This window comes from uncultured Devosia sp. (genome assembly GCF_964244875.1).
In the GTDB taxonomy this organism is placed as follows: domain Bacteria; phylum Pseudomonadota; class Alphaproteobacteria; order Rhizobiales; family Devosiaceae; genus Devosia.
On sequence record NZ_CAXTKA010000003.1, the window covers coordinates 40,996 to 55,419 of the forward strand.

The window sequence follows — 14,424 nt, forward strand, 5'->3', positions numbered from 1 at the left end:
ATGACGCATGATGACGCAGCGCAAGCGCAAGTTTTTGGGAGTGCTGCTGATCCTGGGCTCGATCGTCGCGTGGCTGGCGATCGGCACCACGATCTATCTCGAGTGGTTCCAGGGCATGGCCTGGTTCGTGCTGATCGTGTTCTTCGCGGTCGTGGGCATGGGATGGATCTATCCGGCCATGGCGATCATCCGCTGGATGGCCAAGGACGACGTGCCAAGAGCCTAACCGGTGACGCGGCCCATCGCGGAAAAGATCGCTCCGGTCGCGAAAACATCGACGTAGCGACGTTTCTGAAACAAACCGTTGAGCGAGACGCGCGGTAGGGCATGCAGCGATCGGGCGTGCCGCGGATAGAGGCCGCCCGGACGCGTGGTGACCCCGGAGCGGAAGCCCAGGTCGCGGGCCATGTCGAACTCGCGCGGACCTGCCGAGAGTGGCCCGCCCAGGGGATAGGAAATGTGGGCCGGGCGCTCGCCCAATCGTGCCAGCAAAATATCGGCGGATTGGGCCATTTCGCTGCGGGCCTGGTCCGGCGACAGCTTGGCCAGTTCGTAATGGTGGACGGTGTGCGCGCCGATGGTGCACAGCGGCTCGTCGGCAAAGTGGTGCAGTTCCTGCCAGTCCATGATGAGCTCGCGGCACTGTCGATCCAGATCGTAGCCGTGGTCTTCGGCGAAGCTGCGGACCAGGGCGATGCGCTCGGCTTCGGGCATCTTGCGCAGCCGCCAATAGAGGGCGTCGTAAGCGGCCTGTTTCTGGGCGGTGGTGGTGGTTTCGAGGCGCTCGACATAGCCGCCTTCGACGATCGCGACACTCTGTTCGCGGGCGATGATGTCCTCGATGGCTTGCCACCAAACCTGTCCTACGCCATCGACCAGTGCGGTGGGAACATAAAGCGTGAACGGACAGCCCTGGCGCTGCAGGATGGGCAGGGCATGCCGCAGGTTGTCCTTATAGGCATCATCGAAGGTGAAAACGACGAATGGCTTGCCCCTGTCCGGCGATGCCAGCCGGACAAGCGCGTCGTCCAGGCTGACGATATCGAGGCCCAGCGCACGAATGCGGGTAATGCAGAATTCCAGAAAATCGGGCCGCACCTGCAGGATTGCATTGGGCGAGAAGGCGGGCGGCGCTTCGGGCAGAACGCGGTGCAAGGTGAAGATCACGCCGCGCGAGGCGGACAGGGCGCGGATCAAAGCCGGCAGGCGCGACAGCCAGAGCGCCTCGAACATGGCGCCGATGGCGGCGTATTTCAGTGAGGGCACGGGATGACCTCGCCCAAACTAAGCTGCGACCAGTTCGGGCGTAGTGACGATTTCGGCGCGGCCGAAACCGGCTTCCGAGAGATGCGTGCGCATGTCCTCGACGGCCTTGAAATCATCATTGTCGCTGGCAACCAGAACCAGGCGGCCATCGAGTTCTGCGAACAAGGGCAGTGTCGAAGCCATGCCGACGTGGCCGGTCATCAGCACCACCACTTCATAGATGTCGCCCAGCGCCTCGACCAGGGTCACCGGCCTGGCGGAGCGATGATCGATGGCGGATTGCTGGCCCCATGGCACCTCGGCAAAAGTGTTGTCGCTGGATTTGTGCACCACATCGCCGAAGCTGGCCTTTTCGACACTGAGATCGGAAAGGCCCGGATCGTCGGACAAGCGAGCGCTGCCGGCATCGACCAGGGCAACGCTGAGCCCCTTGTCCAGCGCATCGGTCACCAGGGCTTCGGCGAGCACTTCGCATGCGGCGTTGGAGCGGTGCCCGGCCAGCAGCACCAGCCGGGTACGACCGAGCGCCAGATCGGCGGACAGATCGGCAAAGGCGGTATAGGCCGGCCGGGGCGCCAGGATGGTGGGAGGGGTTACCGCTTCGATTTCCGCATCGTCGGGCTCGTCGGCAAGCGGCCAATCGGCCGGGATCACGTCCGAGGCGGCCGTCGCGTGGCTCAAGGGCGCGAAGCGCTCGGCCTGATCGGCTTCCGCAATGGGCGGATCGATGATCACCGGTGGCGCGGTCTCTTGCCAATCGAGATCATCGGACGCGACAATATCGTCTTCGGCCTCAGGTTCGGACGCCGTCACCTGTTCGCTGAAGGTCGGCTCGATGGACTGCGCAACAGCAATCGGAGGCAATCCGGGCTCGGCTTCCCAACGCTGGTCCGGCTCGAGTTCGTCTTCCATGAACGGCGCGGTTTCCAGCTCGTCCTGGGGCCGTTCCGGCTGCACAGGTGCGCTGCGGCCTTCCAAGATGGCACGGCCCGACATCAACTCACCCAGCACCACCAGGCCGATCTGACCGGCAGCGGCGACGATGCCAACCGCCATCAGGATCAGCGAGGTCTTGGGCGAGGCCGGGCTGACCGAGGCCGCAGCCAGGGAAATGACGCGAACGTCGGGCAGCGCCGAACTGGAGTCGGCGCGCGACGATGCCTCGCTATAGCGTTGCAGGTAGCTTTCCAGGAGGTCGCGCTGCGCCTTGGCCTCGCGTTCCAGCCCATCGAGGGTGACGGTATTGGTAGTAGCGGCCGATGCGGAGCCCTTGGCGCGGGTCAGCTCGGCGCGCAACGAGGTTTCAAGGCCGGCTTCGATCTCGGCTTCGGACTCAAGGCCCTCGGCGACACGGCGGCCTTCGAGATTGATCTGGTTGTTGAGTTCGTTGATCTGGGCGACCAGCGCCAGAATGGTGGGATGGTTTGGCAGCAGCGTCGCGGCCTTTTGCGCCTGCTCGCCCTGCAACTGCGCTTTTTGCTGGGTCAGTTGCTGAATGACAGCGGAGGCGCGCACATCGGCAATGCCGTCGATCGGCGCGCCGCGTTCCAGCAAGCCCCGGATCAGGGAAGCGCGCGACAGGGCGGCGCTCTTGCGCTCCTGGGCCTCGGTGATCTGGCTGGCGACGCTAGACAGGTCCTGATCGGCCAGGCTGGTGTTGTTGGCGCCCACGAACAGGTCATTGCGGACCTTGAAGTCGGCGACGGCATTTTCCGCCTCGGTGACCGAGACGCGCAGCTTGGCGATTTCATCGCCAAGCCAGCCGGACGCCTCGGCGGTGTCGGACAGCGACAGGCCGGCGCGGCGGACCACATGGGCATTGGCGACACCATTGGCGATCTTGGCCGCAAGCTCGGCATTGGTGGAGCGAACCAGAACGGTGATGATGGCCGAATCGCGTTCCTGGATGACGGTCATCCGGTCGAGCAGATTGGCCAGAACCGTTTCATCGACATTGGCCGGCGCAGCCTTGCGGCCAAGGAATTGCGAGACGATGCCGAGGGGTGACGGACCGGCGCCGGTGCCGTTGAATTCGGGCACCGAGCGCAGATCGAGCTGGTCGATGACGTTGAGCAGGGTTTCGCGCGACTTGATGAGTTCGATCTGGCTGGACACGACGCCCGCCGCCAGGCCGCTGACCGATGACGGCTGCTCGTTGCCCGACCCGGTATAAAGATTGTTACGCGGCTCCACCAGAATGCCGGCCGAGCTTTCATACATGCGCGGCACGAACATCAACAAAACGAACGTGGCGGCAAGCAGCAGCAGCGTCACCACGATGATGCGCGGCAAACGCCTGACCACGGCGCCGCAGACGGCGCCCAAGTCTATTCTGGCATCGCGTAGCGCTTGCGACTCATAGGCCATTGCATACCTCGCCTGTTCGCGAATTTATCGCCTCTGCGTAGTAAGCAATCCGTTAAGGGCTTTGCAGATCGCAATAATACGCGCCCGTTTTAAGGGAATTGTTAACCATCGCCGACGACACTCCCGCCATCAACCCGAGCGGGATTCGCATGCGCTGGCTGGCTGTTTTCACCGTTGCGATCATGTTGCCGCTCGCAGCCTGCGCCACGGTTCCCGCGACCTATCTGGTGGATACCAAGGGCCCCTATCAGCTCGACACGGGCGATGCGGTGCGGGTGACGGTTTACGGCGATGCCGATCTGAGCGAGACCTATCGGGTGGACGATAGCGGCGCGATTGCCTTCCCGCTGGTCGGATCGGTCGTGGTGCGCGGACAAACCACCAAGGTTGCCGCGGCGCGCCTGGCGGCGGCGCTCGCCAATGGCTACATGCGCAATCCGGATGTGGCGGTGGAAGTGGCCGAATATCGGCCCTTCTTCATCCAGGGCGAAGTCGGTAATGCCGGCCAATTTCCTTATGTTTACGGCATGACGGTGCGGGCGGCGATCAGCACGGCCGGCGGGTTCTCCGATACGGCCGACCGGAACCAGGCCATCGTTTATCGACGGCAGGGCACACAGATGGTCAAAGGCGCTGTCGATCTCGATTTCCCGATTTATCCCGGCGATACCGTCGTCGTTCAGGAACGCTGGTTCTAAGCCATGGCAGCGACCGGCAAGTTGCGCATCCTGCAGGTGATGCGCGCTCCCGTCGGCGGGCTGTTTCGGCATGTGGCGGATTTGACGCGCGCGCTGGCCTCACAAGGCCATGAGATCGGCATCGTTGTCGATAGCCTTGCCAACGACGCCCAGACCGAAGGCAAGCTGCGGGCGCTCGAAGAGTTCGCCACGCTGGGCATTCACCGCTTCGCCATGCCGCGCGTACTGGGCGGCGGCGATCTGGTGACGCCGCTGGCCGTGCGCGGTCTTGCCCGCAAGCTGCACATCGATGTGTTGCATGGACATGGCGCCAAGGGCGGGTTTTATGCGCGGCTGGCAGCCATCGGCCAACACGACACCATTGCCGTTTACACCCCGCATGGCGGTGTCTTGCATTTTTCCGCGTCCTCGCCTTCGGGCCGGGTTTTTCACATGCTCGAGCGCCGGCTGATGCAGCCGACGGCAGCCATCATTTTCGAGAGCGCCTTTGCCAAGGGTGCCTATAGCCGGTTGATCGGGGTGCCGAGTTGTCCGAGCCCGGTGATCCACAATGGGCTGGACCGGGCGGAGTTTGTGCCGGTGACGGCCGAAACCGATGCGGCGGACTTCGTGTTCGTGGGGGAATTGCGCGATCTCAAGGGCATTCACGTGTTGGTGGAGGCGCTGGACGGCGTGCGCCGCTCGGACGGATCGCCCGCCAATTTGGTGATGGCCGGCGATGGACCGGGACGGGCGCGGCTGGTCGAGCAGATCGCGCAGCGCGGCATGACCGAGCGGGTGGTCCTGGCGGGCGCGCGGCCGGCTCGGGCCATATTCGCACGCGGCCGCTGTGCGGTGGTGCCGTCGCTGGCGGAGTCCCTGCCCTATGTGGTGCTGGAGGCGGCCGCAGCGCAATTGCCGGTGATCGCGACCGATGTGGGCGGAATCCCCGAAATCTTCGGGCCGACGGCTTCGAGCCTGGTGCCGGCCGAAGATGCCGCGGCCCTGCAGGCAGCGCTGCAGCAGGCGCTGGATGATCCGCATGCTGCGGCCGTCGAAATGCGCCAGCGGCTGGATCACATTGCCCAGGCCTTCTCGCTGGACCACATGGCCGCGTCCATCGAAGCACTTTATGTGGGGCTGCTGGCTAAAAGCTGAGCCGCAGTTTCACCGAGTCTTCATTCCTTAAGCCGATGATGCCGGCACGTGCGAGCATCGGAAGCGTCAAATGTATCGTGTCGATCCCAAGCAGGCCGTGCTGGATCACGTGTCCAGGCAGCCTGAATCCGGCAATGCCGAAGGGCCCCTCTCTCCTCAAGCCGAAGCCATTATCGCCAGGCCCGCGGAGCGGGGCTATTCCGGGGCCGTCATCGTTGGCATTGCCCAGATTATCGAGGCGATGCTCTTGGCCGGCCTGGGCTACGCCATCTATGACGTCTATGTGCAGGTCGGCGATCCGGCGTTCTACGTCCCGGTGATCCTGGCGGCGTGCCTTTTGGCCAACGTGCTGTTCAACGCCGCACGGACCCATCGCATCGTGGCCTATCGCCGGCAGTTCGCCCAACTCGGCCGCGTGCTGGCGGGCTGGACCATGGTGATGGCGCTGCTCACCATCGGGCTGTTCTTCTTCAAGGCCTCGGACCTGGTATCGCGCGGCTGGCTGCTGGGCTGGTTCGTCGGCGGGGCGGCGCTGCTGATCCTTTACCGGCTGTCCCTCCGCGCGATGGTGCAGCGCTGGACCGAGATGGGACGGCTCAAGCGCCGCACCGTCGTCGTCGGCGGCGGCAAGGACGCAGAGACGCTGATCCTGCAGATCGCCAAGGGCGCAGCCAACGACATCAGGCTGCTCGGTCTGTTCGATGACCGGGTCGATGACCGTTCGCCCGAAACCGTCGCCGGCTGCCCCAAGCTGGGCAAGGTGAGCGATCTGATCGAGTTCGCGCGGCGCACCCAGGTGGATCTGGTGATCGTCTCGATGCCGCTGTCGGCCGAAAAACGCGTGCTGGAAATGCTGACCCAGCTCTGGGTCCTGCCGGTCGATATCCGGCTGTCGGCCCATATGAGCAAGCTCAAGTTCACCGACAAGGCCTATTCCTATGTCGGGGACATCGCCGTGTTCGACATGGCCGACCGGCCGATCTCGGACTGGAACCTGGTGTTCAAATGGGTGTTCGACAAGCTGGTGGCGCTGACGGCACTGATCGTGTTTTCGCCGGTCATGCTGGTGACCGCGATCGCCATCAAGCTTGAAAGCCCCGGCCCCGTCTTCTTCCGGCAGAACCGGCACGGCTTCAACAACGAACTGATCAAGATCTACAAATTCCGCTCGATGCGCACCGACATGCTCGATGCGAGCGCCACAAAGCTGGTGACCAAGGACGATCCGCGCGTCACCAGGGTGGGCAAGTTCATCCGCAAGACCTCGATCGACGAGCTGCCGCAATTGCTCAACGTGCTCAAGGGGGAAGTCTCGATCGTCGGACCCCGCCCCCACGCGCTGCAGGCCAAGGCCGACAACCAGCTGTATTACGAGGCCGTCGAGGGCTATTTCGCCCGCCATCGCGTCAAGCCCGGCATGACCGGCTGGGCGCAGGTCAATGGCTGGCGCGGGGAGACCGACACGATCGACAAGATCATGCAGCGGGTGAACCACGACCTGTATTACATCGAGCACTGGTCGATCCTGCTCGATCTCTACATCGTGCTGCTGACGCCCATCTCGCTCGTCTCCAAGACCGAGAACGCCTATTGAGCCTCACCCATCCAACCGGGGGAGCATCGTTCGAGGCCGGCTCAAGACAAGCCGGCCGGGCGTTCATGCGGGCGCAAACGCAGAAAATGCTCGACCTGGTGGTGGGATTGTGGATTTTCACCGGCGGCCTGGTGCTGTTCGAGCCCTCGCCCTATGAGCTGACCTTCCTGGCAGTGCTGCCCATCGCCTTTATGGCGGGGATGGGGATTTACCGCTCGACGCTCGGGCTGCTGGCGATCCTGGTCGGTTTTACGCCATTCGCGCTGATCGGGGCGTTCCAGGTCAGGAGCGAGCCGGTAACCGACGCCATGATTTTCGTGATCGTCACCGTCTTCCTGCTGCTGACGTCGTACTTTGCCGCCAACTACGTGGCCGAAGCCACCGAACGGCGAATGCGGCTGGTGATGAACGCCTATACGGCCGCCGCAGTCTGCTGCGCCATCATCGGCACGCTGGCCTATCTGGGCCTGATGCCGTCGGCCGAGACGTTCTTGCTGTATGGCCGGGCCAAGGCAACCTTCAACGATCCCAATGTGTTCGGACCGTTCCTGGTGCTGCCAGCAATGTATGCGCTACAGCGCATATTGCTGGACCGCGGCAGGCGGATGTTGGTTGCCGCCATTATCTACATGATCCTGTTCATCGGGGTGTTCGCCAGCTTCTCGCGCGCGGCCTGGGGGCATTTTGCCCTGTCCTCGCTGATCGTTCTGGTGCTGTGTTTCTGGCTGGAAGCCTGGGCGCGCGACAAGGTGCGGATCATCATCATGTCGCTGCTCGGCGTGGGCATGCTGGCGGTGGCGCTGGCGGGGCTGCTCAGCATTCCCTCGGTTTCGGCCTTGTTCGAGACCCGCGCGGCGGGCCAGGAATATGACAGCGGGGAAACCGGACGGTTCGGGCGCCAGGGCTATGCGTTCGAGCTGGCACTGGCCAATCCCTGGGGCATCGGGCCGGGCGAATTCCGCAAGATGCGGGTGACCGAGGAGCCGCACAACGTTTATGTCAGCGTGCTGCATGTTTATGGCTGGGGCGGCGGGGCGCTGTATTACCTGCTGGTCGTCCTGACTCTGTGGCGGGGCATTGCGAGCCTGCGCCGGCCTTCGCCCTACCGGCTGATGATGATCCCGCTGGTGGCGACCTACACCATGGTGGTGGGCGAGTCGGCCATTATCGACAGCGATCACTGGCGGCACTATTTCCTGCTGGTCGGCTTGATCTGGGGCATTGCCAGCGCCATCGACAAGGACCCGCGTGGCCGGGTGGCGCGCTCCGAAATGCTTATCTGAGCGGCTCGACAGTGCGCAGATAGGATTGCGCCAGCTGCACGGTCCCCAGGGCGAAGCCGGGTGCATGGGTGCGAGCCAGATTGGTCTCGCCATGCGAGCCGATCCAGGCCAACAGCGCCATGCGCCGCAACATGACCATCGTGTCCATTGCGGCAATATCGGCCCGGGGCAAGGGGCGAATTGCGCTATAGCCCTCCAGCCATGCGGCCTTGAGCGCCGGGATGGCGAGACGGGTTTCGTGAAACGAGATGGCCGCGGCGAAATCATAGGCAAACCAGCAAAAGCCGCAGTCGTCGAAATCGATCAGGGTGACCCGGTCTTCGTCGAGGAGAAGATTGCCCAGCCGCATATCGGCGTGGATCAACCCGAACCGGTCGGCGCCCGTGCCATATGCGGCAAGTTGTTGTCGCAGCGCGCTGTCGACGCGATCGAGCACGGCGGAAAGCTCAGGCGTGACACCGGGCGCAGTGCGCCAATCGCCCCAGAGTCCATCGGGCGCCAGGATGTGCTTGGCGCTCCAGACCTGGCGCGAAAAGCCGGGCGGGCGGGACCAGGCCATGGCGTGCCGGTGCATGCGGGCGGCAAAACCACCCAATGCCGCGAACAGACCGGCAAGATCGCCCGATGCTGAAGGCTCCTGCCCCGGCACATGCGCAAACAGCACCGCTAGACGCGGCTCATGGCCGTCAGAGCTGAAGGATTGCAGCAGCTTGCCGTCGCTTCCGGCAATAGGGCACGGGACCGGCAGGCCGGTATCATGCCGCAGTGCCAGCAGCCAGGCCAGCTCGCTTTGGATCGTGGCACGGGACTGGTAGCCGGGGCGATGGACGCGCAGGCTGAACCGCTGTCCGGATGGCGTATCGATGCGAAAGGTATGGTTTTCCGAATGATTGAGTAGATTGGCGGTGCCGCCAATGGTCTCGGACCATAACTGCAGGGCGCCAACAAGTCCGGGTATGCTCAACGCCACCGCATCCCTAGGGCGATGATGCCGACTGCCTGAACCCGCGCGGCACACCATGGAGAAATTTGGTCGGAGCGACAGGATTTGAACCTGCGACCCTTTGTCCCCCAGACAAATGCGCTACCAGGCTGCGCTACGCCCCGACTGCGCGGAGACATACGGAACCGGGGCTTTTGGCGCAACCCCCCATTTTGGCGAAATGGGAGCAAAGCACGATTTCCTTTGCGCCGCGGTTCGGCAGAGGATCACCATGGATATGCGGGAAAACTGCAATGGAGGGGACTATGCTCGTGCTGGTTACGGGTGCGACCGGCAAGGTCGGCCGGGTATTGCTCGATCGCTTGCTGCAGGATCGGCGTTGGCCCGAACTGCGGATCAGGGCGCTATGCCATAACCGGGGCCTGCCCGGGCACGATCGGGTCGAAACCATCAAGGGCTCGATTGCTGATCGCGACGTGGTGGACACGGCGATGGCTGGCGTTACCCATGTCATCCATATGGCGACGGTCAAGGAAGATCCGCTGTCGGCGATGGATGTGTCGGTCAAGGGCATGTTCTGGCTGCTGGAGGCCTTTCGCACCAGCCCGACAGCGAAACAGTTCATGCTGATCGGTGGCGATTGCGTGGTCGGGCATATCGTCATGCCGTATGACGCGCCGATCACCGAGGCCTCGCCGCGGAAGCCGTATCCCGGCGTCTATGCGCTGTCCAAGGTGCTCGAGGAGGTGATGCTCGAGCAATATTACGTGCAATACGGCATCAACGGCTGCTGCCTGCGCGCGCCGTGGATCATGGAAAAGGACGACTTTCGCTACGTCTTGAGCTTTGGCGCTGACCAGTTCGGTGGACCGAACTGGGACGAGCTGCTGCCGGCATCAGAGCGAGCGCAGTATCATGCAGAGGGGCGCGTGCCGCTGTTGATCGACGCGAAGGGCGCCAGCCTCAAGCGCAATTTCGTGCATGTGAGCGATCTCGTCGGCGCCATGCTGGCCGCCCTGGACAATCCGGTGGCTTATCAGCATCTGTTCAACATCGCCATGAACCAGCCGGTTGACTATGGCGTGGTCGCGCAGCGTCTGCAGCAGACGACAGGAATGGCCCCTGCCCGCATCGAAACGCCCTACCACTCGAACTGGCTGGACAATACCAAGGCCCGGCACGCTCTTGGATGGCAGCCGCACTATGATCTGGAGCGGCTGGTGGACGAAGCCTTCGCCTATCGACGGGCCGATGATGACCCGCGCAAGGTCTGGTATGTGGGCTAGATAAAAGTGCCTTTGGTGCGGCTATAGCCATCCTCGATGGCCTGGCGCATGGCGGCACGGGCAGCTTGGGCATCGCCATCGCGAATGGCCGCGGCAATGGCGCCGTGAACCGCCACGGATCGATCGAATGCCGCGCGGTCCGCGACTGGCGAACTGAGCTTGAAGGATGCCATCAGCGCCAGTTCAACCAGGGCGCTGATCGAGCGCATGAAGGGATTGCCCGAAGCGTCGGCGACGGCACGGTGAAATTCCAGATCGGCGCGCGCGAAAGCTTCGGCCGTATTGGCGGGATCGGCCATATGCCCCGCCCGTTCGACAAGCGTACTTGCCTGCTCGTTGGTTCGGCGCAAGGCGGCATGGGCAGCGGCTTCCGGCTCGATAGCCAGCCGCATTTCGGCAAGGCTGCCGAGAAAGGCCAGGTCGGCGCCAGCGTCGAAGTGCCAGGCCAGCACATCGGCATCGAACAGGTTCCAATGTTGGCGCGGCCGGACTCTGGTGCCGATCCGGGTGCGCGCCTCGATCAACCCCTTGGCGGCCAGGGTCTTGAGCGCCTCGCGCACGACGGTGCGCGACACGCCCTGCTCGCGCTGCAATTGCGCATCGTTGGGCAGCGTCGCCCCTTCGGCGTAAAGACCGCCGACGATATTGACGCCCAGCGTCCAGATGACCTTGTTGTGGAAATTGCGGGAAGCGACGCGGCCCAGGATCGGGACCGCCGGTGGCTCGTCGCTAGTCATGGCTTGTGGCCCCCTAAGCCCATGCGGCATCTGCCCGAGGGAACGGCCGGTCGCAACAAGAAGGGCGCACCACTGCTGGCGCGCCCTGCCGAACGTTATTTCTGGATGCAGGTGTCAACGGTATCCTTGGTGCATTCATCGAGGCCCGTGAATACCGGATCTTCGACCGGCTTGCCTTCGATCAGGTCGATCATCACCGAGGGAGCCTTGTAGCCCATCTCGAACGGCCGCTGGCCGACCAGCGCGGTCACGAGGCCTTCCTTGGCAATGGCAACTTCGTCGCCGATGGTATCGGCGGCGCCGATGGCGAAGTCGTTGCTGGCGATGCGGTCAGCCAGGGGCTTGAACAGGTCGCGATAGGGCTGCGGCGCCCCAAACAGCGGCCAGCCACCCATGATGCCGAAAGCGTCGAGGTCGGGATTGGCCGCGAGGATATCGCTCATGGCCTGCACGCCCTTGGCGCCATCGTCATTGGTGAACACCGGGCAACCGGCAACTTCGGTCCAGCCGCCTTCGCCGGCAAGAGCCGCAAGGCCTTCCTGGCCGGTCAGGGCGTCACGCATGCCTTGGGCACGCTGCAGGATATTGTCGGCGGCAGCGTTGCCTTCGATGGTGCAGATGGTGCCGCCATCAGGCTTGGCGGCCTTGATGTATTCGCCGATCTTCTTGCCCATCAGGTAGTTGTCGGTGCCCAGATAAGTCATGCGCAAGCCGGCGTCGGCTTTGCTCAGGTCGGCATCGAGCGTCATGATCGGAATGGTCGGCGCGGCGCTCTTGATCGTATTGGCGATCAGGGGAGCGTTGGATGGCGAGACGGCAACGGCGGCCGTATCGGGCTTGCTCAGGATATCCTGCAGGATCTGGGCTTCGCCCGCTTCGTCCGAGGTAGACGCCGGGCCGGTATAGAAGCACTCGTATTCCGAATCGGCGTTTTCGGAGTTCCACTTCTGGCACCCCTGGTTGATGGCCTCGAAGAACGGATTGTCAAGGCCCTTGACCACGATGACCAATTGCTTCTTGGCCTGGGCAAAGCTGGGCGCCGCGCCGAGCGACAGCGCAGCGACGGCAAGCAGTAAGGCGGCTTTTTTCATGTCTTTCTCCCGATTGTCGGCGCGTCCACCCGCGGGCTGGCATGTTCCAGCGTCGCGGCCTCCTCGGTGCGCCGACACACAGCTAATATCGGCGCGATGCTGCCGTCAACGAATAATAGTATTAATCTGCGGATCGTGCGTTGACGCGCGCGCAAGCATTTGCATAAGCTGACGCAGGTTTTCGTCCTGGGGAGGAGAAACCCACAGCATGGCTCTTGCAGCAACCCGTCCAGGCTGGCCGGAGCACTGGCGCATGCGCGGAGGTAAAGTCTTTGGCTATTCTTGAACTCTCGAACATTTCCAAAAACTTCGGCGCCATCCAGGCGGTCAACGACGTGTCGTTTTCGCTCGAGGCCGGCGAAGTCGTCGGCCTGATGGGGGACAATGGCGCGGGCAAGTCGACCCTGGTCAAGATGATTGCCGGCAATTTCGCGCCGAGCAGCGGCACCATGCAGATGGAAGACCAAAGCCTGGTCATGCACCGGCCGGTGGACGCGCGCCACCACGGCATCGAGATCGTTCATCAGGACCTGGCGCTGTGCAACAATTTGACGGCAGCGGCCAATGTGTTCCTTGGTCGCGAAGTGCACCGCTGGTTCGGGCCGCTTCGAGTGCTGGATTACGCGACGATGTACAAGCGCGCCGGCGAAATCTTCGCCGAGCTCAAGTCCGAAACGCGGCCGCGCGACCTGATCAAGAGCATGTCGGGCGGCCAGCGCCAGGCGGTCGCCATCGCGCGCACCAGGCTATCGAAGGCCAAGGTGGTGCTGATGGACGAGCCGACGGCGGCAATTTCGGTGCGCCAGGTGGCCGAGGTGCTCAACCTGATCCAGCGCCTGCGCGACCAGGGCGTCACCGTGGTGCTGATCAGCCACCGCATGCCCGACGTGTTCAGCGTCGCGGATCGCGTGATCGTGCTGCGGCGAGGACGCAAGGTGGCGGACAAGCGGATCGCGCAAAGTTCGCCCGAGGAAGTAACCGGGCTCATCACCGGCGCAATCGAACAGGTATAGGGCCATGGCAATCACACTCGACCAGACGATCGCGCAAAAGACCCATACGCCGCTCGCCCTGTTGTTCCGCAGCCAGGTCTTCTGGGTGTTCGTCGCCATCATCGCGGCGTGCATCTTCCTGTCCCTGGCCACCGACTCGTTCGCCACGTCCAAGAACATCTTCAACATCACCCGAAACGTGACGTTTACCGCGATCATCGCGCTCGGCATGACCATGGTGATCATCATCGGCGGGATCGATCTGTCGGTGGGATCGGTCTTGTGCCTGTCCAGCATGGTGCTGGCGATCACCATGCATGCCGGCTATGGGCTCGAAGTGGGCATCCTCGCCGCCATCGTCACTTCGCTGGCGGTGGGCGCGTTCAATGGCGTGCTGATTGCCTATCTGGGCTTTCCGCCCTTTGTGGTGACGCTGGGCATGCTCTCGATCGCGCGCAGCCTGGCCATGGTGGCTTCCAACAACACGGTGGTGTTCGAGTTCGGGCCCGATCATGCAAGGCTGCTCGATCTGGGCGGCGGCTCGTGGTTCCTGGGTATCGCCAATCCGGTCCTCTACATGATTGGGCTGGCGCTGATCGTGGGGTTCGTCCTGCGCTGGACCAAGTTCGGGCGCCACCTCTATGCCATCGGCGGTAACGAAAGCGCGGCCACGCTGACCGGCGTTCCCGTGCGCGTCATCAAGGTGGCCGTCTATATGCTCTCGGCATTGTCGGCGGGCATCGCGGGCATCATCCAGACCGGGTGGCTGGGCGCAGTGACCACCAATATCGGCACCGGCATGGAATTGCAGGTGATCGCGGCGGCGGTGATCGGAGGCGCGAGCCTTGTGGGCGGCGTCGGCACGGCGTTCGGGGCGCTGGTCGGCGCGGCGCTGATCGAGGTGATCCGCAACAGCCTGGGCCTGCTCGGCATCAACGCGTTCTGGCAAGGCGCCTTTATCGGTGGCTGCATCATCATCGCCGTCGCCTTCGAACGCGTCCGGCAGCTGCGCTCGTCCGATTGAGCCTGC

The 14,424-nt window shown here is 63.5% G+C and carries 13 protein-coding genes and 1 tRNA gene; 8 read left to right on the forward strand and 6 right to left on the reverse strand.

The window, feature by feature from the left end; all coding sequences use genetic code 11:
- Positions 1 to 7 precede the first annotated feature (7 nt).
- On the forward strand, positions 8 to 226 hold the full coding sequence (locus ACFE8X_RS04915; RefSeq protein ID WP_375450336.1) for a DUF2842 domain-containing protein: 219 nt from the start codon (positions 8 to 10) through the stop codon (positions 224 to 226).
- On the opposite strand, the gene ACFE8X_RS04920 is transcribed toward ACFE8X_RS04915, so the two are convergent.
- Both ACFE8X_RS04920 and ACFE8X_RS04925 read right to left on the reverse strand, forming a co-directional pair.
- Entirely contained in the window at positions 223 to 1,266 is a 1,044-nt protein-coding gene (locus ACFE8X_RS04920; RefSeq protein ID WP_375450337.1) for a polysaccharide deacetylase family protein, read from the reverse strand. The two genes, ACFE8X_RS04915 and ACFE8X_RS04920, sit on opposite strands and share 4 nt — an antisense overlap.
- An 18-nt stretch (positions 1,267 to 1,284) precedes the next feature.
- Positions 1,285 to 3,633, reverse strand: coding sequence for a Wzz/FepE/Etk N-terminal domain-containing protein (locus ACFE8X_RS04925; protein ID WP_375450338.1), 2,349 nt, complete (start codon positions 3,631 to 3,633; stop codon positions 1,285 to 1,287).
- A gap of 149 nt (positions 3,634 to 3,782) precedes the next feature.
- On the opposite strand from ACFE8X_RS04925, the gene ACFE8X_RS04930 reads away from it, so the two are divergent.
- From ACFE8X_RS04930 to ACFE8X_RS04945, 4 genes are all read left to right on the forward strand, one after another.
- Positions 3,783 to 4,331: a polysaccharide biosynthesis/export family protein gene (locus ACFE8X_RS04930; RefSeq protein ID WP_375450339.1), complete on the forward strand. Its 549-nt coding sequence runs from the start codon at positions 3,783 to 3,785 to the stop codon at positions 4,329 to 4,331.
- Between the two features lie 3 nt (positions 4,332 to 4,334).
- Positions 4,335 to 5,468, forward strand: a complete 1,134-nt coding sequence (locus ACFE8X_RS04935) for a glycosyltransferase family 4 protein (protein WP_375450340.1) — start codon at positions 4,335 to 4,337, stop codon at positions 5,466 to 5,468.
- Between the two features lie 70 nt (positions 5,469 to 5,538).
- Complete coding sequence (locus tag ACFE8X_RS04940) at positions 5,539 to 7,062, forward strand: undecaprenyl-phosphate glucose phosphotransferase (protein ID WP_375450341.1); 1,524 nt, start codon at positions 5,539 to 5,541, stop codon at positions 7,060 to 7,062.
- Positions 7,059 to 8,345 carry an O-antigen ligase family protein gene (locus ACFE8X_RS04945; protein WP_375450342.1) on the forward strand — a complete coding sequence of 429 codons (1,287 nt, stop codon included), beginning with the start codon at positions 7,059 to 7,061 and terminating at the stop codon, positions 8,343 to 8,345. The genes ACFE8X_RS04940 and ACFE8X_RS04945 overlap by 4 nt, the downstream gene beginning before the upstream one ends.
- Here the strand turns inward: ACFE8X_RS04945 and ACFE8X_RS04950 are convergent.
- Together ACFE8X_RS04950 and ACFE8X_RS04955 are read right to left on the reverse strand one after the other, a co-directional pair.
- A complete protein-coding gene (locus tag ACFE8X_RS04950) occupies positions 8,338 to 9,309 on the reverse strand; it encodes a phosphotransferase enzyme family protein (RefSeq protein WP_375450343.1) in 972 nt (323 codons plus the stop codon). The two genes, ACFE8X_RS04945 and ACFE8X_RS04950, sit on opposite strands and share 8 nt — an antisense overlap.
- Before the next feature lie 66 nt (positions 9,310 to 9,375).
- Positions 9,376 to 9,452, reverse strand: a tRNA-Pro gene (locus tag ACFE8X_RS04955).
- 141 nt (positions 9,453 to 9,593) lie between these two features.
- On the opposite strand from ACFE8X_RS04955, the gene ACFE8X_RS04960 reads away from it, so the two are divergent.
- On the forward strand, positions 9,594 to 10,574 hold the full coding sequence (locus ACFE8X_RS04960) for an NAD-dependent epimerase/dehydratase family protein (RefSeq protein WP_375450344.1): 981 nt from the start codon (positions 9,594 to 9,596) through the stop codon (positions 10,572 to 10,574).
- Here the strand turns inward: ACFE8X_RS04960 and ACFE8X_RS04965 are convergent.
- Positions 10,571 to 11,311 carry a FadR/GntR family transcriptional regulator gene (locus ACFE8X_RS04965; protein ID WP_375450345.1) on the reverse strand — a complete coding sequence of 247 codons (741 nt, stop codon included), beginning with the start codon at positions 11,309 to 11,311 and terminating at the stop codon, positions 10,571 to 10,573. The genes ACFE8X_RS04960 and ACFE8X_RS04965 overlap by 4 nt on opposite strands.
- Positions 11,312 to 11,406: 95 nt before the next feature.
- Positions 11,407 to 12,402, reverse strand: coding sequence for a substrate-binding domain-containing protein (locus ACFE8X_RS04970; RefSeq protein WP_375450346.1), 996 nt, complete (start codon positions 12,400 to 12,402; stop codon positions 11,407 to 11,409).
- Positions 12,403 to 12,674: 272 nt separating this feature from the next.
- Between ACFE8X_RS04970 and ACFE8X_RS04975 the strand changes: the two genes are divergently transcribed.
- A complete protein-coding gene (locus tag ACFE8X_RS04975; protein ID WP_375450347.1) occupies positions 12,675 to 13,415 on the forward strand; it encodes an ATP-binding cassette domain-containing protein in 741 nt (246 codons plus the stop codon).
- Between the two features lie 4 nt (positions 13,416 to 13,419).
- Complete coding sequence (locus tag ACFE8X_RS04980) at positions 13,420 to 14,418, forward strand: ABC transporter permease (protein WP_375450348.1); 999 nt, start codon at positions 13,420 to 13,422, stop codon at positions 14,416 to 14,418.
- Positions 14,419 to 14,424 lie beyond the last annotated feature (6 nt).